Annotated in this window: 22 protein-coding genes and 1 pseudogene; 12 read left to right on the forward strand and 11 right to left on the reverse strand. The window is 66.8% G+C overall.

Features of this window, described 5'->3' with window-relative positions; all coding sequences use genetic code 11:
• The first annotated feature begins 5 nt into the window (after nt 1–5).
• From AC1DFR_RS11440 to AC1DFR_RS11470, 7 genes are all read left to right on the forward strand, one after another.
• Nucleotides 6–350: a sarcosine oxidase subunit delta gene (locus AC1DFR_RS11440; RefSeq protein ID WP_476870246.1), complete on the forward strand. Its 345-nt coding sequence runs from the start codon at nt 6–8 to the stop codon at nt 348–350.
• Nucleotides 347–3301: a sarcosine oxidase subunit alpha family protein gene (locus AC1DFR_RS11445; protein ID WP_476873352.1), complete on the forward strand. Its 2955-nt coding sequence runs from the start codon at nt 347–349 to the stop codon at nt 3299–3301. Before AC1DFR_RS11440 ends, AC1DFR_RS11445 begins: the two co-directional genes overlap by 4 nt.
• Complete coding sequence (locus AC1DFR_RS11450; protein ID WP_476870248.1) at nt 3294–3929, forward strand: sarcosine oxidase subunit gamma; 636 nt, start codon at nt 3294–3296, stop codon at nt 3927–3929. The genes AC1DFR_RS11445 and AC1DFR_RS11450 overlap by 8 nt, the downstream gene beginning before the upstream one ends.
• Nucleotides 3929–5344, forward strand: a complete 1416-nt coding sequence (locus AC1DFR_RS11455) for an L-serine ammonia-lyase (protein ID WP_476849977.1) — start codon at nt 3929–3931, stop codon at nt 5342–5344. Before AC1DFR_RS11450 ends, AC1DFR_RS11455 begins: the two co-directional genes overlap by 1 nt.
• A 2-nt stretch (nt 5345–5346) precedes the next feature.
• Entirely contained in the window at nt 5347–6222 is an 876-nt protein-coding gene (purU, locus tag AC1DFR_RS11460; protein WP_476856229.1) for a formyltetrahydrofolate deformylase, read from the forward strand.
• A 10-nt stretch (nt 6223–6232) separates the two neighbouring features.
• Complete coding sequence (locus AC1DFR_RS11465) at nt 6233–7498, forward strand: N-acetylglucosamine-6-phosphate deacetylase (RefSeq protein ID WP_476849978.1); 1266 nt, start codon at nt 6233–6235, stop codon at nt 7496–7498.
• A 100-nt stretch (nt 7499–7598) separates the two neighbouring features.
• Nucleotides 7599–8192 carry an NADPH-dependent FMN reductase gene (locus AC1DFR_RS11470; protein WP_476856062.1) on the forward strand — a complete coding sequence of 198 codons (594 nt, stop codon included), beginning with the start codon at nt 7599–7601 and terminating at the stop codon, nt 8190–8192.
• Nucleotides 8193–8248: 56 nt separating this feature from the next.
• On the opposite strand, the gene AC1DFR_RS11475 is transcribed toward AC1DFR_RS11470, so the two are convergent.
• Nucleotides 8249–9067, reverse strand: a complete 819-nt coding sequence (locus AC1DFR_RS11475) for a GAF domain-containing protein (protein ID WP_476859566.1) — start codon at nt 9065–9067, stop codon at nt 8249–8251.
• Nucleotides 9068–9556: 489 nt separating this feature from the next.
• Here AC1DFR_RS11475 and AC1DFR_RS11480 point away from each other — a divergent pair, with 489 nt between their 5' ends.
• Entirely contained in the window at nt 9557–10018 is a 462-nt protein-coding gene (locus AC1DFR_RS11480) for a hypothetical protein (RefSeq protein WP_459383551.1), read from the forward strand.
• Nucleotides 10019–10059: 41 nt separating this feature from the next.
• On the opposite strand, the gene AC1DFR_RS11485 is transcribed toward AC1DFR_RS11480, so the two are convergent.
• Complete coding sequence (locus AC1DFR_RS11485) at nt 10060–10860, reverse strand: glycoside hydrolase family 25 domain-containing protein (RefSeq protein WP_476856060.1); 801 nt, start codon at nt 10858–10860, stop codon at nt 10060–10062.
• 147 nt (nt 10861–11007) lie between these two features.
• Between AC1DFR_RS11485 and AC1DFR_RS11490 the strand changes: the two genes are divergently transcribed.
• Nucleotides 11008–11883 (forward strand): PhzF family phenazine biosynthesis protein, encoded by an 876-nt coding sequence (locus tag AC1DFR_RS11490; protein ID WP_476873353.1) that lies wholly within the window; start codon nt 11008–11010, stop codon nt 11881–11883.
• On the opposite strand, the gene AC1DFR_RS11495 is transcribed toward AC1DFR_RS11490, so the two are convergent.
• The 5 genes and pseudogenes from AC1DFR_RS11495 to AC1DFR_RS11515 all read right to left on the reverse strand — a co-directional run bounded on the left by AC1DFR_RS11495 (nt 11884) and on the right by AC1DFR_RS11515 (nt 18101).
• Nucleotides 11884–13497, reverse strand: a complete 1614-nt coding sequence (locus tag AC1DFR_RS11495; RefSeq protein ID WP_476873354.1) for a glycoside hydrolase family 32 protein — start codon at nt 13495–13497, stop codon at nt 11884–11886. It lies immediately after the preceding gene.
• 139 nt (nt 13498–13636) lie between these two features.
• Nucleotides 13637–15235: pseudogene (locus AC1DFR_RS11500) on the reverse strand (glycoside hydrolase family 68 protein).
• A gap of 520 nt (nt 15236–15755) precedes the next feature.
• Entirely contained in the window at nt 15756–16004 is a 249-nt protein-coding gene (locus AC1DFR_RS11505) for a CDGSH iron-sulfur domain-containing protein (RefSeq protein ID WP_476849986.1), read from the reverse strand.
• 30 nt (nt 16005–16034) lie between these two features.
• Nucleotides 16035–17099: an iron-containing redox enzyme family protein gene (locus AC1DFR_RS11510; protein WP_476859570.1), complete on the reverse strand. Its 1065-nt coding sequence runs from the start codon at nt 17097–17099 to the stop codon at nt 16035–16037.
• A gap of 744 nt (nt 17100–17843) precedes the next feature.
• Nucleotides 17844–18101, reverse strand: a complete 258-nt coding sequence (locus tag AC1DFR_RS11515) for a hypothetical protein (protein ID WP_230010808.1) — start codon at nt 18099–18101, stop codon at nt 17844–17846.
• A gap of 274 nt (nt 18102–18375) precedes the next feature.
• Between AC1DFR_RS11515 and AC1DFR_RS11520 the strand changes: the two genes are divergently transcribed.
• The 3 genes from AC1DFR_RS11520 to AC1DFR_RS11530 all read left to right on the forward strand — a co-directional run bounded on the left by AC1DFR_RS11520 (nt 18376) and on the right by AC1DFR_RS11530 (nt 19669).
• Nucleotides 18376–19089: a TetR/AcrR family transcriptional regulator C-terminal domain-containing protein gene (locus AC1DFR_RS11520; RefSeq protein ID WP_476849988.1), complete on the forward strand. Its 714-nt coding sequence runs from the start codon at nt 18376–18378 to the stop codon at nt 19087–19089.
• A gap of 124 nt (nt 19090–19213) precedes the next feature.
• The gene (locus AC1DFR_RS11525; protein WP_476873355.1) at nt 19214–19354 is read left to right on the forward strand and encodes a hypothetical protein; all 141 of its coding nucleotides are present in this window, start codon (nt 19214–19216) and stop codon (nt 19352–19354) included.
• Nucleotides 19355–19396: 42 nt separating this feature from the next.
• Nucleotides 19397–19669 carry a hypothetical protein gene (locus AC1DFR_RS11530; protein WP_476873356.1) on the forward strand — a complete coding sequence of 91 codons (273 nt, stop codon included), beginning with the start codon at nt 19397–19399 and terminating at the stop codon, nt 19667–19669.
• Nucleotides 19670–19751: 82 nt separating this feature from the next.
• On the opposite strand, the gene AC1DFR_RS11535 is transcribed toward AC1DFR_RS11530, so the two are convergent.
• The 4 genes from AC1DFR_RS11535 to AC1DFR_RS11550 are packed head-to-tail and all read right to left on the reverse strand — an operon-like array spanning nt 19752 to nt 22529.
• On the reverse strand, nt 19752–20228 hold the full coding sequence (locus AC1DFR_RS11535; protein ID WP_476873357.1) for a universal stress protein: 477 nt from the start codon (nt 20226–20228) through the stop codon (nt 19752–19754).
• Nucleotides 20218–21429: an MFS transporter gene (locus AC1DFR_RS11540; protein ID WP_476873358.1), complete on the reverse strand. Its 1212-nt coding sequence runs from the start codon at nt 21427–21429 to the stop codon at nt 20218–20220. The genes AC1DFR_RS11535 and AC1DFR_RS11540 overlap by 11 nt, the downstream gene beginning before the upstream one ends.
• 3 nt (nt 21430–21432) lie before the next feature.
• The gene (locus tag AC1DFR_RS11545) at nt 21433–21855 is read right to left on the reverse strand and encodes an arsenate-mycothiol transferase ArsC (RefSeq protein ID WP_476873359.1); all 423 of its coding nucleotides are present in this window, start codon (nt 21853–21855) and stop codon (nt 21433–21435) included.
• On the reverse strand, nt 21852–22529 hold the full coding sequence (locus AC1DFR_RS11550; RefSeq protein WP_476873360.1) for an arsenate reductase ArsC: 678 nt from the start codon (nt 22527–22529) through the stop codon (nt 21852–21854). Before AC1DFR_RS11550 ends, AC1DFR_RS11545 begins: the two co-directional genes overlap by 4 nt.
• Between the last annotated feature and the right edge of the window lie 14 nt (nt 22530–22543).

A 22543-nucleotide genomic window follows, 5' to 3' on the forward strand; every position in this document is an offset into this window, starting at 1 on the left:
AGGACATGCTCCTGATTCCCTGCCCCAACTGCGGTCCCCGCGACGAGACCGAATTCCACTACGGCGGACAGGCCCACGTGGCCTACCCCGAAAACCCGGCAGAGCTCACGGACCGCGAATGGGCCGAGTACCTGTTCTACCGCGACAACACCAAGGGCGCCTTCGCCGAACGCTGGCTGCACAGCACCGGCTGCCGGCAATGGTTCAACATGCTCCGCGACACCGTCACCTACGACATCCAGGCCGTATATCCGATGGGCCAGCTTCGCCCTGACAAGGAAAACGCAGCCACGGGCCCCACAGCCCCCACCGTCACCAGCCCCGTCTCCCCGGAAGGAGCAGTCAAATGACCGCTCAGCCGCAGCCCGCGCGTCTTAGCACCGGCGGACGCATCGACCGCAGCGTCACGTGGCGCTTCACCCTGGACGGCCGTGAGTACACTGGCCACCCCGGCGACACCCTCGCCTCCGCCCTGCTGGCCAACGGCCGGCTCCGCGCGGGTGACTCCCTGTATGAGGGCCGGCCCCGCGGCATCATGTCCGCCGGCGTCGAGGAATCCAACGCCCTGGTCAAGGTCGCGGCCCGGTTCCCGGGCCACGTGGCCGAATCCATGCTCCCGGCCACCACGGTGTCCCTCGTGGACGGCCTCAGCACTGAACTGCTCAGCGGACTGGGCAAGCTGGACCCGGCCGAGGACCACGCCGAATACGACAAGAAGTATGTCCACACCGACGTCCTGGTGGTCGGTGGCGGCCCGGCAGGCCTGGCCGCGGCCCGCGAGGCCGTCCGCTCCGGCGCCCGGGTCATCCTTATCGACGACCAGCCCGAACTGGGCGGCTCGCTGTTGTCCGGCTCCACGGATCCGGCCCTCGTCGAGAGCATCGAAGGGCAGCCCGCCCTGGAATGGGTGGCCAATGTTGAAGCCGAACTGATCTCCGCGGCCGAGTGCACGGTACTGAACCGCACCACGGCCTTCGGCTCCTACGACTCCAACTACATCATCGCGGCCCAGAACCGGACGGACCACCTCCTCACCCCGGCCGCGCCCGGCGTGTCCCGCCAGCGGATCTGGCACATCCGCGCCGCCCAGGTCATCCTGGCCCCGGGCGCCCACGAACGCCCGCTCGTTTTCGAAAACAACGACCGCCCCGGCATCATGCTGGCCTCCGCGGTGCGCAGCTACCTCAACCGATACGCCGTCGCCGCCGGTTCCCGGGTGGTCATCAGCACCACCAACGACAGCGCCTACGCCCTGGCCGCCGACCTCCGCGCCGCCGGCATCAAGGTCGAGGCCGTCGTGGACGCCCGCCCACAGCTGAGCGAAACCGCCGCGGCAGCTGCGGCCGCGGGAACGCGGGTGCTGATCGGCAGCGCCGTCGCCAACACCACCGCCGCTGTGTCCGGCGACGGCCGGCTCCTCGGCGTTACCGTCCGGAGCATCAACGACGCCGGCGAACTCACCTCGGGCATCGAACACCTCGCCTGCGACCTGCTGGCCGTCTCCGGCGGCTGGTCACCGGTGGTGCACCTGCACTCCCAGCGCCAGGGCAGGCTCCGCTGGGACGAAGACCTCGCCGCCTTCGTCCCCAACAGCGTGGTCCCCAACCAGCAGGTGGCCGGCTCCGGACGCGGCAGCTTCGACCTCGACGACTGCGTGGCCGAAGGCATCTCCGCCGGGGCCGCGGCGGTCATCGCCGCGGGCTTTGAGTCCGATGCTGAACCGTCTGCGCCGACGCCGCCGCGCGCCGCCGCCCCCACCCGCCAGCTCTGGCTGGTACCCGGGCAGGACGGCGGCCCGGATGACTGGCACCACCACTTCGTGGATTTCCAGCGCGACCAGTCCGTGGCCGATGTCCTCCGCTCCACCGGTGCCGGCATGCGGTCCGTGGAGCACATCAAGCGCTACACCTCGATCAGCACCGCCAACGACCAGGGCAAGACCTCCGGGGTGAATGCGATCGGCATCATCGCCGCCGCGCTCCGGACAGCCGGCGAAGCGTCCCGCGGGATCGGCGACATTGGCACCACCACCTACCGCGCCCCCTTCACGCCCGTGGCGTTTGCCGCCCTGGCCGGACGCCAGCGCGGCGAACTCTTCGACCCCGCACGCCTCACTTCCATCCACCCCTGGCATGTCGTCCAGGGAGCCCTCTTCGAAGACGTCGGCCAGTGGAAGCGCCCCTGGTACTACCCGCAGGACGGCGAGGACATGGACACTGCGGTGCTCCGTGAATGCGCCGCCGTCCGGGAATCCGTGGGCTTCATGGACGCCACCACCCTGGGCAAGATCGAGATCCGCGGCAAGGACGCCGGCGAGTTCCTGAACCGCATCTACACCAACGCGTTCAAGAAACTCGCTCCGGGTTCGGCCCGCTACGGCGTCATGTGCACCCCGGACGGAATGATCTTCGACGACGGCGTCACCCTGCGCCTGGACGAGGACCGGTTCTTCATGACCACCACCACCGGCGGCGCGGCCAAGGTGCTGGACTGGCTGGAGGAATGGCTGCAGACCGAATGGCCGGAACTGGATGTGCACTGCACCTCCGTCACGGAGCAGTGGTCCACCATCGCCGTCGTCGGTCCGAAATCCCGCGCCGTTCTCGCCAAAGTGGCTCCGGAACTGGCAGCCGACGGCGGCCTGGACGCCGAGGCCTTCCCGTTCATGACGTTCAAGGAAACCACCCTGGCATCCGGTGTCCAGGCCCGGGTCTGCCGGATCTCGTTCTCCGGCGAACTGGCCTACGAAATCAACATCCCGTCCTGGTACGGGCTGAGCACCTGGGAAGCCGTGGCGGCGGCCGGCGCGGAGTTCAACATCACCCCGTACGGTACCGAGACCATGCACGTGCTGCGTGCGGAGAAGGGGTATCCGATCGTCGGCCAGGACACTGACGGGACCGTGACACCGCAGGACGCCGGCATGGAATGGGTCGTGTCCAAGGTCAAGGACTTCATCGGCAAACGCTCCTACACCCGCAAGGACGCCGGCCGCACCGACCGGAAACACCTGGTCAGCGTCCTCCCCGTGGACGGCACCATCCGGCTCCCCGAAGGCACCCAACTGGTGGAACAGGGCATCACCGTCAACCCCGCCTACGGCCCCGTGCCCATGCAGGGATTCGTGACCTCGAGCTACCACAGTGCGGCGCTGGGCAGGTCGTTTGCCCTGGCCCTGATCAAGAACGGCCGCAACCGCATTGGCGAGACCCTGGTGGCCGCCGCCGGCGACCAACTCGTGGACGTAATCGTCGCAGAAACCGTACTATTTGACTCTGAAGGGGCCCGCAAAGATGGCTGACACCGCAGCACTCGAAAATTCCAAGAAGATCCAGACCCTCAGGAAGAGTCCGGCGTCGCTCCTGAGAACGGCTTTTGAAGCGGGATCCGTTGCGGGCACCGTGGAGCTGCGCGAGGTGCCGTTTCTGACCATGGCAGGGCTCCGGGTCGATCCTGCCGGCGACGCAGGGAAGCGGCTGGGCGCCCTCACAGGTGGCCTGCCCTCCGCTTCCGGGGAAGTCCGCGGCAGCGGCGACACCGCAGTGCTGTGGCTGGGCCCGGCAGAATTCCTGCTCGTGGCCCCCGCCGAATCCCACGAAAGCCTGGGCGGTGAGCTCCCCCGGGCGCTCATCGCAGCACTGGGCGACGGCCAGGGCCAGGTGGTGGATCTCTCCGCCAACCGCACCACGCTCGAGCTCTCCGGACCCCGGGCCAGTGCTGTGCTGGAGAAGGGCTGCGCCCTGGACCTGCACCCCCGCGTCTTCCAGCCCGGAACGGCCCTGTCCACGGAAATCGGCGGCATCCCCGTCGTTCTGTGGAAGACCGGGGACGAGACCTACCGGATCTTCCCGCGGGCATCCTTCGCGGAGTTCCTCGGCCGCTGGCTCCTCGACGCCATGCGCGAATATGCCTCCACCGAGGTCCCCTGATGGCGCTCAGCGTCCTCGACCTGTTTTCTGTTGGCATCGGGCCGTCCTCCTCCCACACGGTCGGCCCGATGCGGGCGGCCAAGCGGTTCGCCGACGGGCTCAAGAGCGACGGGCAGCTGAGTTCCACGGCGAGGGTGCAGGCCGAGCTGTTCGGTTCCCTCGGCGCCACCGGCCGGGGCCACGGTTCGGACAAGGCCGTAGTCCTGGGCCTCCAGGGCCAGGACCCCGAGACAGTGGACACCGCTACGGCGGATGACCAGGTGGCAGCCGCTGCCCTGGATGCGGAGCTGCAGCTCGCCGGCCATCACCGGGTGGATTTCAACTGGGATGAGGACGTGGTTCTGCACCGCCGCAAGTCGCTGCCCGCCCATCCGAACGGCATGACCTTCCGGGCCCTTGACCACGCCGGCGACGTCCTCAGCGAACGGAGCTTCTATTCGGTTGGGGGCGGCTTCGTCGTCGATGGCAATGCACAAGGCGCCGACCACGTGGTGGCCGACGACACGGTGCTGCCCTACCCGTTCACAACAGCTGACGAACTCCTTGAAATATGCCATCGAGAGAATATGTCCGTCTCCGACGTGATGCTGGCCAACGAACTCGTCTGGCGTACCGAAGCCGACCTCCGGGAGAAGCTCTTGGCCCTGTGGGCGGTCATGCGCCAGTGCGTGGACAACGGCTGCGCTGCCGAGGGCATCCTGCCCGGCGGGTTGAACGTCAAACGGCGCGCCCCGTCGTTGTTTCGGACGCTGGCAGCATCCGCCGTCAGCGCCGAGGCGGACGCCCGGAACCCATCGCCGGTCCAGGTCCCGGCCGACCCGCTGCTCGCCATGGAATGGGTGAACCTCTTCGCGCTGGCCGTCAACGAGGAAAACGCCGCGGGGGGCCGGATCGTCACCGCGCCCACCAACGGTGCCGCCGGCATTGTGCCGGCCGTGCTGCACTATTACGTCAAGTTCGTCCCCGGCGCCAACGACGACGGCGTCATCCGCTTCCTGCTGGCGGCGGCCGCCGTCGGGATCCTGTTCAAGATCAACGCTTCCATCTCCGGGGCAGAGGTCGGCTGCCAGGGCGAAGTCGGATCCGCCTGCTCCATGGCGGCGGCGGGACTCTGCGAAGTGCTGGGCGGGACCCCGGAGCAGGTGGAAAACGCCGCCGAAGTCGGGATCGAGCACAACCTCGGGCTGACCTGCGACCCCGTCGGCGGGCTCGTGCAGATCCCCTGCATCGAACGCAACGCGATCGCCAGCGTCAAAGCCATCAACGCCGCCCGCCTGTGCCTCCACGGCGACGGCAGCCACAAAGTCTCGCTGGACAAAGCAATCAAGACCATGCGCGAAACAGGAGCAGACATGAAAACCAAGTACAAGGAAACCTCCCGCGGGGGCCTCGCCGTGAACGTCGTGGAGTGCTGACCATGGTCCCGGACCAGACACCCGACACCGTTGAGCACGTCCTGACACTGGACTGCCCGGAAACGCGCGGGATAGTCCACGCCGTGTCCGGTTTCCTGCTGGACCAGGGCTGCGACATCCTGGAAAGCAAGCAGTTCGACTCACAGCTCGACGGCCACTTCTTCATGCGGGTCCATTGCGCGTCGGCCGGAGACCAAACCACCCTGGCTTTGCTGCGGGACGCATTTGTGCCGGTCGCCGAAAAATTCGGCATGCGCTGGGAGCTTCGGCGGCACGGGACCAAACGGCGCGTGCTGATCATGGTCTCGAAATTCGAGCACTGCCTCAACGATCTGCTGTACCGGGCACGCACCGGAGAACTGCCCATCGAGATCGTCGGCGTCGTTTCCAACCACCCCGACCACCGGCGGACCGTCGAGTGGCACGGAATCCCGTTCTTCCATGTGCCGATCACGCCGGACACCAAGCCCGCGGCCGAACAGCGGCTTCTGGAACTGATCGACCGGATGGACGTCGAACTGGTGGTCCTGGCCCGTTACATGCAGGTCCTCAGCGACAACCTCACCCGCCAGCTGGATGGCCGCGCCATCAACATCCACCACTCCTTCCTGCCCAGCTTCAAGGGCGCGAAGCCCTACCACCAGGCGCACGCCCGGGGCGTGAAGACGGTCGGCGCCACCGCCCACTATGTCAACGCGGAACTGGACGAAGGGCCCATCATCTCCCAGCAAGTGGTGGAGGTGGACCACACTTTCAGTCCGGACGATCTCGTGGCCGCCGGGCGCGATACCGAATGCAGGGCACTCTCCAATGCCGTCCGCTGGCACTGCGAGGGACGCGTCATCCTCCAGGGCAACAGGACCGTCGTGCTGCGCTAGGTTTGGCACCATGATCCTGCCCCTCGAGGACCGCGAAGCCGCCGCCCCTGCCTACATCCTGCGGGGTGCCCTCATCACGGACGGCGCCTGCACACCGGGCTGCGTGGTGGCGGTGAACGGCGGCCGGATCGCCTACGCGGGACCCGGCGACGGCTTTGACGCCGCACATTTCCCGGATGCGGAGGAGCTCCCGCTGCCGCCCGGCAGCTCCCTGCTTCCCGGGCTTGTCGACCTCCATTGCCACGGCGCCGCGGGCGGCGGATTCCCGGCCGGCAATGACCGGGGCTGCCGGGCGGCCGTGGACTTCCTGCACCGCAACGGGACCACCACCCTCCTGGCGAGCCTCGTCACCGCCCCGGAAGATGAGCTGGTGGGGTCGCTCGGCGTACTCAACGTCCTGGCGGCCGAGGGACTGATCGCCGGCGTGCACTCCGAGGGGCCCTTCCTCTCCGCCGCCCGGTGCGGCGCGCAGGACCCGCGCTGGCTCCGCGCCCCCGACCCTGCGCTGCTCCGGCGGCTGGTGGCGGCGGCCGGCGGAGCCCTGCGGACCATGACGTACGCCCCCGAACTGCCCGGCGCGAGTGAGCTCCTACGGATCCTCACGGACCACGGGGTGATCCCCTCACTGGGCCATACCGATGCCGCTGCCCCCGTTGCCGCGGCCTCACTGGCGGAAGCCGCGGACCTCATCCGCGGGGGCGCGGCTTCCGGGGTCTTCGGGCCGCGGGCCCGGCCCACGGTGACCCATCTGTTCAACGGCATGCCTCCCCTGCATCACCGGAGTCCCGGACCGGCGGCCGCGTGCCTGCGGCTGGCGGCCGCCGGCACGGTCGTGGTCGAGCTCGTCGGCGACGGCGTCCACCTCGACCCGGAGACGGTCCGGATGGTCTTTGACCTGGTCGGAGCCGGGGGCATCGCGCTGGTGACGGACTCCATGGCGGCAACCGGGCTGCCCGACGGCGACTACGAACTCGGCCCCGTGGAAGTGGTGGTGCACGACGGCGTGGCCACCCTGCGGAGCAACGGCGCCCTTGCCGGGGGCACGGCGACCCTGTTGGAGGTTGTCCGCATGGCCATCGCGGCGGGGGTGAGTCCGGCCGACGCTGTCGCGGCGGCCACCCTGGTCCCGGCCCGGGTCCTGGGCCTGGAGACGGAGATCGGCGCCCTCCGGGCTGGAATGCGCGCCGATATCATCGCCGTTGACCCGGGCTTCGACATCGTGGCCGTGCTGCGCGGCGGACGGATCCTGGCGGACCATCGACGTGCCGCGCGTTAGCCCCTGAACCCGCGGGGCCCACGGCGGTTGCGGAAGTTTCGAGCCCTTCGTTTTGTTGTTCTGAGTGTGGGCAAACATTACTTCCGGAAAGGAGCCCGCCATGATCCGCATCGCTATCGTGCTCGGGAGCACCCGGCCCGGTCGCCTCGGAAAGGCCGTCGCCGACTGGGTAAGTGCCCGGGCATCAGAACGCGGCGATGCCACCTTTGACGTCCTCGACGTCGCCGATTTTGATCTTCCGCTGCTGGACGAGCCGCTGCCACCCTCCTTCGGCCGGTACAGCCAGCCCTACACCAAGGCCTGGTCCGAAGCTGTCGACGGATTCGACGGCTACATCTTCGTCACGGGCGAGTACAACCACTCGATTCCCGGCGCACTGAAGAACGCTGTGGACTACCTCTACAAGGAGTGGAACAACAAGGCGGCCGGGTTTGTCAGCTACGGAAGCAGCGGCGGCATCCGCGCCGTCGAACACTTCCGCGGAGTGTCCGCGGAGCTGCAGATGGCCGACGTCCGGGCCCAGGTGGCGCTGCCCCTGGCCACGGAGTTCGCGAATTACCGCACATTCATCCCGACGGCGGCCGCGGAAAAGAGCCTGCAGATCCTGTTTGACCAGGTGATCGCGTGGGCCGGCGCGCTGAAGGTCCTCCGGCCAGGCCATGCCCACGGAACAGAAGACGCCAGCGCGGCGTGACCCCTGCCCTGGCTGGGCCCGGTTTGCCGTCCCGCGGGCCGCGTGCCGGTGTCCGCCTACGCCGGAGTCCCCGTCCTGCGCCGCCGCCGCCGGACGGGGGGCGTGTCTCCGCCGTGTGGCGCCGCGGCATAGGGACTGGGCAGGGGCACGTTCTGGCCCGGAACGGAATCGGGCACCAGGACGTGGACCGTGGCGCCGGATGATTCCCGCGCGGCTCCGCCCGCGACGCTGCGCAGGTAGTCAAGCGCCCCTTCTTCACTGAACCCGTACTCCCGCACCAGCGTCCGCAGCGCCAGCCCTGCCAGTGCCCGGGAGAGCTGCGCCGAAGAGAGATCTGCGCCGCCCCCGGACCTCAGCGCCAACTCCTGGACCAAACGCAGTGCACGGGAGATGTAGCGGGCCAGCCGAGCCGCTGCGATGATGTCTGCGCTGGTGAAGACGTGCGGCCACGCGGCGTACAGGTTCACGGCGGCATGGAAGACCGCTTGTGGTGCCAGTGGAACGGATACGAGGGACCGGACCCCGAAGGCTGCGGCAGCGCTGGCGTACCCGGGCCAGCGCCGCTCCAGGGAAGTGTCGCCCACGAACACATATTCGCCGGTTCGGACCGCCGTGCGGGCGGGCCCGTCATCGAAGGAACGCTGCGCCTCGTCGGCGGCCCGCGCCGGTGCGCTGCCCGCAGTCAGCGTGAGGGCCTCCGCGGACCCGACCAGTGTCACTGCCCAGCTGATCCCACGGCCGGGACCACCGATGTCGTCGACAAACTCGCTCACGGCTTCGCTGAGGAAGGCACCGACATCCGGGTCGTTGAAGTGCAGCTCCCAGAAGGAGGCATAACGATCCTGCCGGCCGTCTCCTGCAATTCCTTGGGTCATGTTCCACGCTCGAGATCAAAGCACGCAGCTCACTGCTGAACCGATGAAAACAGCATACGTCCGGGCGGACACCGCCGCGCCTCCCATTTGTCAGAGCCAGGGCCTCTGTCGTTTTGGTATGGTTCCGGGCTGTCCCGGCGACCTGTTTCGATGAACTGTTCCTCAGCTGTTCCGCTGAGCTGTTCCCGAGACAGCGGGAAATCTGCTTCAGCGCCGCGGCGGCCCAGGGAGGCTTTTAACATCCGCCCTGGACCGCCCGCCCCGGCTTCAACACCAGTCGCGGAGGACCCGTCCCGCCGTGGCACAACCATTAATACCCGCGTTCCGCAGGTCCCAAAAGGGCCTTTGGGCCCGTGCCGGCCGGCAGCGCACTACCGCCCATTTCACCCCCGGCGGATGAGGTCCGCACGCGCGTCCGGGCAGACGATGGATATGCCCTTCGATGCCCCACTGCTCGGGGGCGATCCCAGCTGGGAGAGGAGCCTCCAAATGTCAAGACCGCACGCAATCACCGTGGGATCCATCGCGCTTGCGACCGCCGTCGTACTGCTCACCGGATGCAGCCCCACGAGTCCGCCGGCTGCCACCCCAAGCCCCACCGCGGCCATCTCGAGCCCGCCCGCGAGCGTGTCGGAAATCTGCGCTGCTGCCGATGCCCATGCCGCGGCCCTGGCGAATTTCAAGGCCACGCTCAAGCCGGACGCCACCATCGAGCAGGTGCGCGCGGCCCAAGACCAAGTCTCCAAGACCTATGAAGAGCTGGCCAAGGCAAGCGAGAACCTCGCCCAGCAACGGGCGGAGGCGGTTATGGCCGCCGAAGCCAAGTTCAATGCCGCAGTCGCCGCGGTGCCTGACAATGCCACGTTGACTCAAGCAGCTGATTCCCTCCGGGACGAAGCCTCCAACGTCGAGGCCGCGATCCGCGACCTCCGGACTGAGGTCAAGTGTTAGCGGTCTGACATGTCTTGTCCCAATCGGTGCCCGTTGGGCCCTCAGATACAGGAATGGTCGTAGTCGAATCCTCCCGACACGTACTGGGCAATGGTGACTTTCCCGCCGGCCGTCAGTGGCGCCTCGGAGCATTTGCGTTTTGCCACGGCGAGTGACTTCGCCCCGGCCAGCCAGCTGGGCAGCGTGTAAAGGTTGCTCGAGGACGGCACCGTTCCCACAATTTGGGTCCACTGCGTCTTGGCGGAGTAAAGGCCCGTTCGGGCTCCGACACTCGCGAAGTAGGCCGCCATCCCCTCCAGATCGGCACGGTTCGCCGCCGGGCGGGTTGACCAGCTGTTGCCGGTCTCGACATCGAGCCACCACGTGTAGGCCGCCGCGTTGCTTATCCCCCGGATGTTGGCATCGTCGTAGGCCTTGGCATAGCCGTACATGTAGGAGCAGGCTTCCTCGACTGAACCCTCGGTGCACTGTCCGTAGGGGTTGGCGACGGTGGTTCCTCCGTAGTTGTTGCTGGTAGGCCACCAGGATCCTGAAGTACCGGGGTTGGCGGTGTTCACGTAGAGCGCGACCAGGGGCTGGCCAGTCCCGCCGGTGGACGTCCCGGCCCAGGACAGCTGCGTCGCCAGACACGGGTTGGTGGTGTTGGCCAGCCCATTGTTCACGCCGACGACGGCGAACGTCTGGCCCCGGGGCAGCGTTTTGCCGCATTGGGGCCACGACACATCGTTGCCCGGGCCCGCAGCCCCGGCTGCGTGGGCCGGCGTTCCGGCCAGCATCAGCGCGAAGCTTGCGGCGGCCGCAAGGATCACCCGGCAACGCGAGGAAAAGGGTGCAAGGGACATGGTGGGCCTTCCCGTCGATGCTGCTGAGCAGTTAGCACAGCATGGCCGCCGCAGGTTTGCCCGGTCAAGGCTTTCGGTAGTGAGTTCATGGGCCGGTCCGCCGGCGGCTCCCACAGACGCGGTGGCCCGGCATGGGAGGATCGGTGTATGGAAACCACCCCGGAGGTCCTGCGCTATGCGGCCTTTTCCACGACGCCCAACGGCGGAAATCCTGCAGGCCTGGTGCTGGATGCCCGTGATCTGGATGATGCCGGGATGCTGGCGGTGGCGGCCGCCATCGGGTACGCAGAGACGGCTTTCGTGACGGAGCCGGGTGTCGACGGCGACCCGCGCCGGAGCCGGGTTCGGTACTTCTCGCCGATCGCCGAGGTGCCATTCTGCGGGCATGCGACGATTGCGCTGGCCGTTGCGCTGAGCGCACGCGACGGGGCGGGCGCCTTCACCTTCGAGACCCCCGTCGGCCCCGTCCGCATTGAAACGGCGGGGGACGGTGCCGAGATCACGGCATCGTTCACGGGCGTTGAACCGCAACTGGCCGCCTTCGACGACGACGTCCTGGCTGAACTTCTTGGATTGCTCGGTTTCGGTCTGGACGATCTCGATCCGGCCTATCCGCCGCGGATCGCGTATTCGGGGAACTGGCATCCGGTGCTGGTCGTCGCGGACCGCTATCTTTTCGACTCCTTTTCCTTCGATCCGGAGGCCGTGCGCCGGCTGATGGACGCACAGGGCTGGGCCGCGACGGTGACCGTCCTGCACCCGATTGCAGATGGCGAATTCGAAGCCCGGAACCTGTTCCCGGTGGGTGCCATCACGGAGGACCCCGCAACCGGGGCGGCCGCGGCGGCCGTTGGCGCCTACCTGCGCATCCTGGGCCTGGTCGATCCCCCGTCGAGAGTCCTCATCCACCAGGGACGGCACGTCGGCCGTCCGGGCCTGCTCACCGTGGACATTCCCGCTGCCGGCGGAATAGTGGTCAGCGGCAGGGCCGTCCGGATCTCCGCCGCTGCGGGCAACAGCTGATCACTGGGTGGAGGCTAAGCGCCGGTAGCTGAAGGACTTCAGCGTCAGCGTGCCCCCTGCCGTGACGGCTTTGACCCCCGGCGTCCCCGCAGCGGGGAAAACGAGTGACGTCATGGTCTTTTCCCCGCCGTTGATGAAAACCTCCACCGAGCAATAGTCGACGAAAATCGTTAGCTCCACCGTCCCGTTCCGCGCTGGGCTGGCTGCGCGCCGCGATGCCCGATAGTCGGGGCTGAGTTCTGCCTTGCCGGTGGCGGCAACATCGGACTCCCGGGAGATGAATGCTGACTCGGTGGCGAAGTCGTATCCGACGGTGGCAAACGTGCCCCCGCCGCTTTCGAGTTCGATCCTGGCAACGGAACCGTCGTCCTGCGCTGTCCGCTCTAGAGTTACATCGAGCCGGTACGCCCCGCCTTCCGGGACCGGCAGTTGTCCTGCGCCATCCGGTGTCAGTCGACGTTCCCCGGTGGTTGCCGCCGGGCCTTCAAGGGACTTCATGGCAGTCGTGGGGCTCGACACCAGCGTTGGCTTTCCGGCGATTTTTTGCAGCCGTATGTCCCTCACTATGGAGTCGGCGCCGCCGTGCCAGTCCTGAGTGGGCAGCTGCCGGGCGTACTGCCAGTTGTTCATCCACCCGATGGCGTGCCGCGAGGACATCCGCTGGCTTTCGGTGAGCCTGGGATCATCCCACGTCACGGCGGCGTAGAAGTCGGAGCCGGCGTCGAGCCACTGGTGCGGCCCGTCAGACGGGGTGAATCGGGTTCCGTCCCATTCGCCAGTCCAGTAGGCAACGCCCGTGGTGAAGCCCTCTTCGCTCCCGTTGGCGCTGGCGGCCAGGACCCAGGTCCGTTTGGATGGATCACCGTCGAGATCCAACTGGAAGAGGTCCGGGCACTCTAGGACGCCCAGACCTTTGCGTTCGATGCCTGAGGCGTAGTGCCAGTCCAACAGGTTCGACGACGTATACATGCCGATCTTGTCGCCTTCGGCCAGGGCCATCACCCATTGGCCGTGGGCCGCATCCCGAATGATTTTGGGATCCCGCCAGTCCGGTTCGCCCGGGTTTTCCATGACCGGGTTCTGCGCATAGGCGGTGAAGGAGTATCCGTGGTCAGTGGAATAGAACAGGGACTGCCGCTGGATTCCCTGGTCCTGCTGCGTCATGACCGCGATGACAGCCCCCTTGCCAAAGCCGGCCGAATTGTCCTGGTCCACCACGGCGCTTCCGGTTTCGATGTCGCCCAGCCCGTTTTTGTACTTGGTGATCGCCACTCCCTCCTCCTTCCAGTGCACAAGGTCCGTGCTGGTCAGGTGGTACCACTCGGTGCCGTTCTCCTTCGGGTACCCGGCGTTGTAGAGGTAGTAGTAGTGCCACACGCCGTCGAGCAGGATGGGACGCTGCGGATCATTCATCCAGTTCTTCCCGGGCGTTATGTGATAGCTCGGCCGGAACTCGGATGCCCCCTCGGGCCGGTCGAAAGCTGGCTGCGCCTGCCCGGCGTGGCTCTGGGAACCCGGGCTGGATCCCGGCGAAGGGACCAGCGCCACCGCGATCAGAACGGCCGCGGCGGCGGCCACGGCGGCCACCATCCAGATCGTCCAATGGTTTTTCATGATTTAACATTCCTGGTCTTGGTGGAAGCCATCCCGCCCATCTATGGCCCGTCGGTCTAGGCCCTGTCGGTCCAGGGCCTGCGGGGGGACGGAAGCACCCGGAAATCCGGGCGCTTCCGCCTCATGACTGCCTACTGCACTACTTGTACAGCCCGGCACCGCCGACGTTGAGGTTCGTGGGCAGGTACCCGAACGGGCCCAGGCCGTTCTGGCCGAAGCTGCGGTCAACGGCCGAAACTCCGTTGCGGAAGTTGATCTTCACGGTGGGCGAGAGGGACCCGCCGCGGACGCCGTCCACGTTGTCGATAAAGGACTGCACCAGCCCGCCCGGCTGCACGTAGTGCGAGTAGGCCTGGAACTGGCGGCCGTTCTGCCGGGGATCCGGCCCTTCGGGCGCATTGGCTGGCATATTCAGGTCCGTGGGGGATGCCAGCGTCAGGCCGCTGTTGTTCATGGGCTGGTAGTCGGAACGGACGCCGTCGCCTACAAAGCCGTAAACTCCGTCGGGGCCGCGCATTCCATCCGCATAGGTGAACTGGTGGCTGATGGTGAACAGGTAGTACTTGTTCTTGCCGCCCTCGCTCTGGATGAAGATCTGCGGACGCTCGGTCTGGTCGTTGACGCAGTTGGCGGACAGGATCGGCGGCAGGAAGTGCCATTTGGTCAGGTCTTTGTTGTCCGCCACGGCCAGGCCCACGTTGGCCGTCTGGAACCATGCACCGGTGGTGGCGTTGACGGTGTTCGCGGATTCGGCGCGGGGGTCCCCGGGCTGGTAGCCCAGGTCCTGCTCCGTGCACTTGTAGTCGCCCCGCTGGCCGCCGGTGTTGCCTTCGAAGACCATGAAGGTCTTGCCCGGGTGCGCCGGGTCTACGAACGTGTAGGGGTCCCGGAAGGCGAACCCTGGGTTCTGGGCCTTGTTCTGGTACATGACGCCGTCCGGCTCAAGGAGTTTGGTGTGCTCGAAGCCGTCGAAGCTCACGCCGTTCTTGTCAGCGTGGATGTTGCCCAGTGCCTTGGCGATCACGGCATCCGGGGCGATTCCGCCGCCGCCGGCGTTGCGCTCGGCAACGTCGTAGAACGTCGTTGCGGTGTAGAAGACGTTGACGTGGTTCCCCTGCATGAGGCGGGTGGAACCGGACCATTCGGTGTTGCCGACGGAGGTGTTGTCCAGGAACAGGTGTCCGCCGTAGTTCCACTTGTCCTTGGCCGGATCGGCGTTGGTCTTGCGGAAGAACTAGCCGATCCGGGCGTTCCAGTGCCGCTGGTCGAAGCCGTAGCCGGCGTGGCGGTCGGCAACGAGTGAGAAGATCACGTCCCAGCCCTTGTAGCTGATCTGGTTTGCGTTCTCGTCGGTCAGGGACCACGTGTCCCAAACCCAGACGTCGTCGTTCATGGCCGGGAAGTCCTGGGGGATTTCCGGCATGGTGACGTTCGGGCTCATGGAGTTCTGGCCCGGGGTTACGCTTGTGCTGCTTTGGGCCATAATCTGCTTGGCATCGGCACGCGTCCACTTGGAGGTGAAGGCCGCGGCCGGATCGAACGCCTGCTGGGTGTGCTTCGTGGGCAGGGGGAAGCCGGGTGTCGGAGCCGGCATCTGCCCGCCGCTCGGCGGATCCGAGGGCGTGTTTGCCTGGGCTGACGGAACGGCAAGGAAGACGGAGGCCGCCACGGCCGCCGCCAGTGCCGCGGCGACAGAACGCCACCGCAGCTTCCGGTGTGTATTGGGGTGCTCGTGCATTTTTGCTCTTCTCGCGGAGTTGAGACCATTCGTGGAAGACGGGCATATGCCCTCATTCCCCGAAACTCCGGCAGCCCCGATGACACCGCAGGCGTCATCGAGGACGCCATCGTGTCGAGGGGACGGGGCCTCGGTAGGGCCCCGTCGGTGGCCCGGGAGGGTGCTGACCTCCTGGACGTTCATCACCGTAGACAGTGCCGGCGAGGATTCAAAACCACATTTCAAACACCAAAACGGCTCATACCCCGGTCGATGTAAGCGCTTGCACAAACTCTCCGCGCGCGTGCCACGACTCTAAGATTGAGTCAAATATTTCCTAAAAAATATGCTTTCTTTTTCAAGTCGCCCGCTGTTTGCCCGTTCGTTGCCCCGCAGCCGTCCTTCACCCAGCCCACACTGCGGAGCACGACGCCGGCGCCTTGAGTGAGGCGCCGGGTGTCCAAAGCGTTCGTACTCCGGTCACCGGAGGCCACGAATCCGGCGATAAGTGCCACAGATCCCCAACCATTCCCGGGGTGCCTCACGTCGCTTCTCTCGTCCCCGGGGTGGCAGGGAATTCGGTTCGGAACCCGATCAATTTGTGGGTGCCGTCGCAGTAGGGTTTGATCGCGGACGCGCCGCAGCGGCACAGGGCGACTGTTTTGCGCGACCGCGGCACTGCTCCCCCGGACGGGGTGACGATCTCAAACTCGCCGCGGACCAGGATCGGTCCATCGGGACAAATAACAATGGCGGCGTCGTTGGACGATTCCTGCGGGTTCTGGTTCATAGATGCTCCCTGACTGGGTTCGTGCCCGGGTCAGACCCCGGCGGGGACAGGCGGCTTCAGCGACGACGTGCCGCTCTCCCACGCCCCCATGATGTGCGCGGTGAGTCGGGCGTCGATGGCGAGCACCGCCGTCGCGCCGAACAGGACGTCCGGAAGGAGATCCGGTTCTGCCTCCACGAGCCCTCCGGCGAGATCCCGGCCCGCGATCTGTTCGTGGACGGCGTCCGCTTCGACGTGCTCGTCGAAGTACGCGGTCACATCGGCCCCGAATCCGAGACGCCGGAAACCGTTGCCGTACAGCTGATTCGGCCGGGAGGAGGTCATCTCATAGATCGCCAGATGCCCTGCGATGGCTCCCCGCAGTCTGCGGTTCAGGCCGAAAAGGGACATCATGTTGACGGCGGCGAGAGAGATGGCCGGGACGGCATCCACATAGCCGCCGTAGACATCGTTCAGCCCCAGCCCTCGCATGGTCCGGGCGAAAAGTGCGCTGTGCATGCGGTCCGGGCGGCCTCCGCCGTACTCGTCAGCCTGTATCTCCACCAGCGCAGCCTTGGCCCGCCCGGTCAGCCTCGGGATCGCCCAGGTGTGCGGATCGGCTTCCTTGAGCTGATAGATCGATTTGTGGACCAGGAATTCACGGAGCTGCCCGAGGGTGGCCAGCTTCGCCACATGGCGGGACATGCCCGGTCCACCGTCCTGGCCCGCGAGCCCGAACAGAATGTCCGCCACCGCGTCGCTGTCCAGGCCGGCGGCAGGAGCAGGCTGGACTGATCCGGCGGACGAGCGGGCCACGGACCGCAGCTCCAGCTCGAACGGTCCCTCCAGCAGCTGCCGGAGTGCGATCAGCCCGGGGTTCCATTCCCAGCGGTCGTCCACCCCATCCAAGCCGCCGTAGTGCAGCTCGTAGAGGCAGAACAGGGTCAATTGCACATCGCCGTCGTCGATGATGTCATCGGCGAGTGCCAGCTGCCCGTTGATGAGCTCGGTGAGATCGCGCAGCGTGCCCTGGGCTGCGGAATCATCTCCGGTCCCGTCGGCCAGAAGCCGGAAAAGGCCACGGCTTATGGGTCCGCGCGCGTCAGGGATCTTCATGTTTTCTCCTACGTGGGCCTCAGCGGTTTTGGCTGCGGCCGGTGAAAGTGCGTCGAAGTGAGCCCGCCCCGGGGTTACGGCCGGAGGGGCCCCAAGGGTGCAGCCCCTTAGCTGTTGCCGGTGTAGACGAGGCTGTCCGGGTCGACTTCGTTCGCCGGGGCATCCGCGAGTCCCTGCGGGGACAGATCCATGTCCATCAGCGCGGGTCGTTGATTGTGGGCCGCGGAGGCTCCGGTGGTGGCAGTGCTGTGGTTGAAAACGGTGTGCCCCTAATACTTTGTTGGATACAGACCCCGGAGGGTGCTGACTGTCACGGGCGGGGTATTTCCATCTGGAACCCGCACCGGCACCGGAGAACACGCGTCCGGAGATAGTCGCCCAGAACATCCGGGCTCCCGGCGTGTGTGGAAACCGCCCGGTGGGCACTTCGCCGCTCGGGGTCCACTGCGGACATCGGCTCCTGGCAGTGGCGGTAGGCGTCCTCCCGGTGCATGGCACCGCCGCTGTTCCCGTTCCGCGCCGGGATGATTGCGAGAAACGCCGCAGTCGTAGCTACCACGTGCGAGCTGCCGCAGTTGGTGCAGCTGATGGCGGCCGCGAGGGTTTCCTGCTGCGGATTCAAGGTGGCGACAGAGTCCAGGAGCAGGTGCCGGTCGGTCTCACATGTCGCACACCAAGGCCGCCGCCCTCGGGGCTGGTGGGCATCCCGGGGCAAGTACGTGCTTGACGTGATTGTCATCCGGGTCAGACCAGGCCCGGGTAGCTGGCCAGGATGTAGTCCGCCGCGGCTGGTCCTTTCATGCGGAGGCCGTTGCGCTTGGGATGGATCTGCTTTTCTTTCATGGCCGCCCAGAAGGCATCTTCGGGGCGGGGCGCGGTCTGGCTCAGGAAGCACCAGCTGGTGTAGAGCCCGTAGAGGCAGTCCCGGCCCAGTGCGTGGTCGGATGCAGGGTCCCGGGTGGTGGCTTCCTGCAGGAATTGGTCGTATTGGGAAGTTGCCATGAGTGGCTCGTTTCTTCGCGGTGCATTGTGTGCCGCCGTGTGGCTACAGCAGCTGAGCGTCAAGGCCATGCACGGGGCGATGAAGCAAGATCCCGCACTGCTGCGTCACCGCAGATCCGGGAATAAAGCGTTGCTGGGCTGGCGGTCCACATCCTGCGGAAACCAGCCAATGCAACTTCTCTACGATGTAGACTGTAGGCGTAGACTACACATTAAGCAACCGGCTTTTCATCCCGGAACTGTAACCACTCTGTACCGACCCGAACGGAAAACCATGTCGCCCGAAGAGCACCCGGCGCCCCCTGCGGCTCCCGGCAAGAAGGCTCGCCTCAGCCGGGAGATTGTCCTGTCGACGGCACTGGCACTGGTGGACGCCGAGGGACTCGACGCCCTCACCATGCGCAGGCTCGGACAGGAACTCGGGCGGGATCCCATGAGCCTGTACCGCTACGCCGCCAACCGCGCAGCCCTGCTGGACGGCGTCTCAGAACTCGTGCTGAACGAACTGGCCATCATTCCCGATGATCCCGACTGGCAGTCGCAGCTCCGGCGCATTGCCCACGACCTGCGGCTCCTGGCGCTCCGGCACCCCAACGTCGTGCCCCTCCTCGTGACCCGCCCCCTGTCAACGCCCCTGGGCCTGCGGCCGCTGGGAACATTGCGTCCGCTGGAGCAGATCCTGTCCCTGCTGATCGACGCCGGATTCGCCCCCGTTGACGCATTGCACGTCTACCGCGCCTACTACGGATACCTCTACGGGCACATCCTCAACGAACTGCAGGAATTCGTCGTCGACCCCGAGGAAAATGAGGCCCTTCTCCGGCTGGGGCTGCACCGCCTGCCACCGAAGGAATTCCCCCGCCTCCGCGCCCTCGCCCCGGTCCTCGCCGACTACGACGGGATGGCCGAACTGGATGAGGGAATCACCATCCTGCTCTCGGGGCTCGCGGCCCGCTGCCGGATGCCGGATTCCCCGACCAAACCATGATCCGGAAAGGCACTGGTCATCTCAGCCCGGGTTGGACAGCCGGTCCTTCGCCTGCTGGCTTCCGGGCCCCACGGGCAGAAGCTCTGTGGCCTGCGCGAGACCTTCGGTAGGCATAGAGACATACATGCTGCAGATCCCGCACAACTACTTCACGGCCTCGATGGCCAACCCGTCCCGGGAACTGGCCGGAGCCCGCCCCGTTGACCTGCTCAAGACCAATCCCTCTCCCCTGCTCCGCGCACTGGAGGCCGTTCGCTGGCGGTAGGCAGCCTCTTGACCGAAGCGGTCAGGTGCTTAGCGTTGGCCCATGGGACTGATTTACGACAACCCGGACCTGGCAGCGCTCACGCTGACGCGGCTCGCCGCGGAAGAGTCCGAGGGACCCGGCGCCCTGGAAGGGCGCATGCGCGACTATCTGGGCGACCTGGAACAACGCAACGGGTCGGCCTACGTGGAACTGGTGGCCATCGCCCTCGCACGCGTCCATTTCAGGGCCTTGGACGACCTGGCCCGGGCCACCGGCGCAGACTCAACAGCGCTGCTGGACGCCGCCGAGGTAGAGGCGCTGGAGGTCCTGTAGGTTCGGGCGGGCCCGGTCCGGAGGCGGCCGAGGGGCAGACGGGGGCATTTTGGGCCGCAGATCGGCCGCCCGCCTAGCCCCGTTATCTGTTGTCGGGGACAACGAGGACCGGGCGCTGCTGATGGTGGATCAGGGACCCGGAAACGGATCCTTCGAGGAACCTGTCCAACCGTGCCAGGGGCCCTGGCCGGTCGGCGCCGACAACGAGCAAGGGTGCATCTATGTTCTCTGCCAGTCGGCTGAGGGCTTTGGGGATGTCGCCGTTGAGCACGCGGAACGACCACGTCTCCCCTGGCTGTCCGAGGATGGATTCCAGCTTCCGCTGCAGTTGCCTGGATGGGAATTCGGCCTCTTCATTGACTATCGGGTCCAGTGAAAGAGCTGTCCGTTGGCCCTCCGGCTCCCATTCCGTCAGGTAACTGGCTGGATCCACGAATGCGCAGACGAGATGCTGTCCCAGGACTGCCGCGAGGCCGGCGGCGGTACGGATCAGGTGCTCTGAAAACGTCCACCCGACTCCGAGCACGACTGGTCCGTCCGGCCATCCTTCATCCGGCATGGTGGCCTCTGGAGAAGCGCACGACGACGGCGATGAATGCGGCGGTCCCGGTGGCGGCCGCCGCGGCGTAGGCCATGGAAGTGTAACTGCCGAGCCAGGCTGCGATTACCGGGCCGGCCGCCGGGGCAACGGCGGTAACAGCTGTCAGCGGAGCTGCGAAGACTCCCTGCAGCGTACCCAGGTTCTGGCTTCCCCACCGGTCGCCTACGATCGTGGCCTGCAGCAGGGTCTGGCACCCGCGGACCGCCCCGGCGAGCATTCCTGCCGCGATAAGCAGCGGGACCGGGCCGGGCAGGGCCGCCAGTAAAAGGACGGCACAGGCTGCGGTTCCGGCGATGACCGGCAGCCGGGTGCCGGGCGGGATAGCTGCGAACAGCAGACGGCCGCCGACCTGTCCTGCGCCCACGAGTCCGAGGCCGAGCGCGGCGGTGGTGTAGTCGGCTCCCTTTTCCATGAGCAGGGGGATGATGTTCAGCGTCACGGTGTAGAGCCCCAGGCAGAGCAGGACCATGAGCGCCTGCAGGCCGAGGAATTCCGGACTGCGCCGCACGGCCCGCACCATCACCCGGTGGTCCGTCGCGGGAGCGCCGGGGGCGGCCTGGCCCCAGGTCCGGTTCAGGTAGTGGGCGTGCAGGGGCAGGGTGATCAGCCCCGTGGCTCCGGCGAGGATGAGGAAGGCGCCTCGCCAGCCGACCACGGATGTCAGGGTTGCGGTGAGCGGGGCGAAGATGGTTGATGCGAACCCGGCGACGAGGGTCAGGACGGTCAGGGGCCGGATGCGGGCGGGTCCGTACCAGCGGCTGATCACCGTGAAGGCCGGCTGGTACAGCACGGCGGCCTGCGCGGTGCCGGCGACCAGCCAGGCCGCAAAGAACGCGGGCAGGTTTGGTGCCGTCGCCACCATGACCAGGGCCAGTATTCCGACGAGGGACCCGCCGATCATCAGCGTGCGCGGGCCGGTCCTGTCGAGGACCCTGCCCACGAAGATCCCGGCTGCTGCGGAGACCAGCAGGCCGGCCGAAAAGGCTCCGGTCACGAGGGCTTGGTCCCAGCCGGTGTCCTCGCTGATGGGGCGGACCGCCGCGATCAATGCGTAGTAGAGCACGCCCCACCCGGTCGTCTGGGTGATGCACAGCGCGGCGAGGCCGCCGCGCGGTGCACCCTCCGCGACCAGGGTCCGGGATAGCGCCGGGCTAGGCACGGTCTAGTTCCCGGTGAGCTCCGCATGCAGCTTCCGGACCCGGGCCTTGATGTCATCCCGGACCAGGCGCATGCGTTCCATGCCTTCGATGCCGCGCTCGGAGGGCTCGTCCGTAGCCCAGACCTCGAGCCGCTTGCCCTCGGGGGCTTCGACTTTTGCCTCGTTGCCCAGCACGATCACAACGTCGACCGCGTCCAACACATCGTCGGCAACGGGTTTGGGGTGTTCGCCGGTGATGTCGATGCCCAGTTCTGCCAGGGACTCCACAGCCTGGGGGTTCAGTGACTTCCCGGGTTTGGTTCCGGCGGAGTACACGGTGACGGTCCCGTCTGCGAGCTGGTTCATCAGTCCGGCGGCGAGCTGGGACTTCCCGCCGTTCTTGCTGCAGACAAACAGGACGCCGGGTGTTTTCGTGGTCTCGGTCATGCGTTGGATTCTTCCTTGTCTGAGCTGGGGTCGTGGAGCAGTGATGCGGCGAGTGCCTTGACCCGGTCGTGGATCTCGTCCCGGATGATCCGCACGGCCGCCACGGGCAGGCCGGCCGGGTCTGCCAGTTCCCAGTCCTCGTAGCGTTTGCCGGGGTAGATCGGGCAGGAGTCCCCGCACCCCATCGTGATCACCACGTCCGAGGCGCGCACAACGTCGTCGGTGAGGGGTTTGGGGTAGTCCCGGGTCAGGTCCAGGCCCATTTCGGACATTGCCGCGACGACGGCGGGGTCGAGTTCGGCGGCGGGGAGGGAGCCAGCGGAACGGACGCGGATCCTGCCCTTGGCCTCGACATTCAGGAGTGCTGCGGCCATCTGGGAGCGGCCGGCGTTCTGCACGCAGACGAACAGCACCTCCGGGACGTCGCTGGTGACGGCGTCCTTGGATTTGGCCAGGGCGTTGAGCCGGTCGTTGGCGAAGTGCTCGGTGGTGGAGGGCAGGTACGTTTTGATCTTCGCGGTCCGGGCCAGGGCGGTGTAGGACTCGAAGACGTAGCGTTCGACCGTCTCTGCGGCAAAAATGCCGGCGAACCGGTCGGCCAGCCGCGTGCTGATCCGGTGCAGGAGTTCGGTGTTGTCCTGCAGGCCCAGGCCGTGTTCAGGGTGGTCAGTCATGTCAGCACTCCAAT

Source organism: Arthrobacter sp. 05T410 (assembly GCF_056396505.1).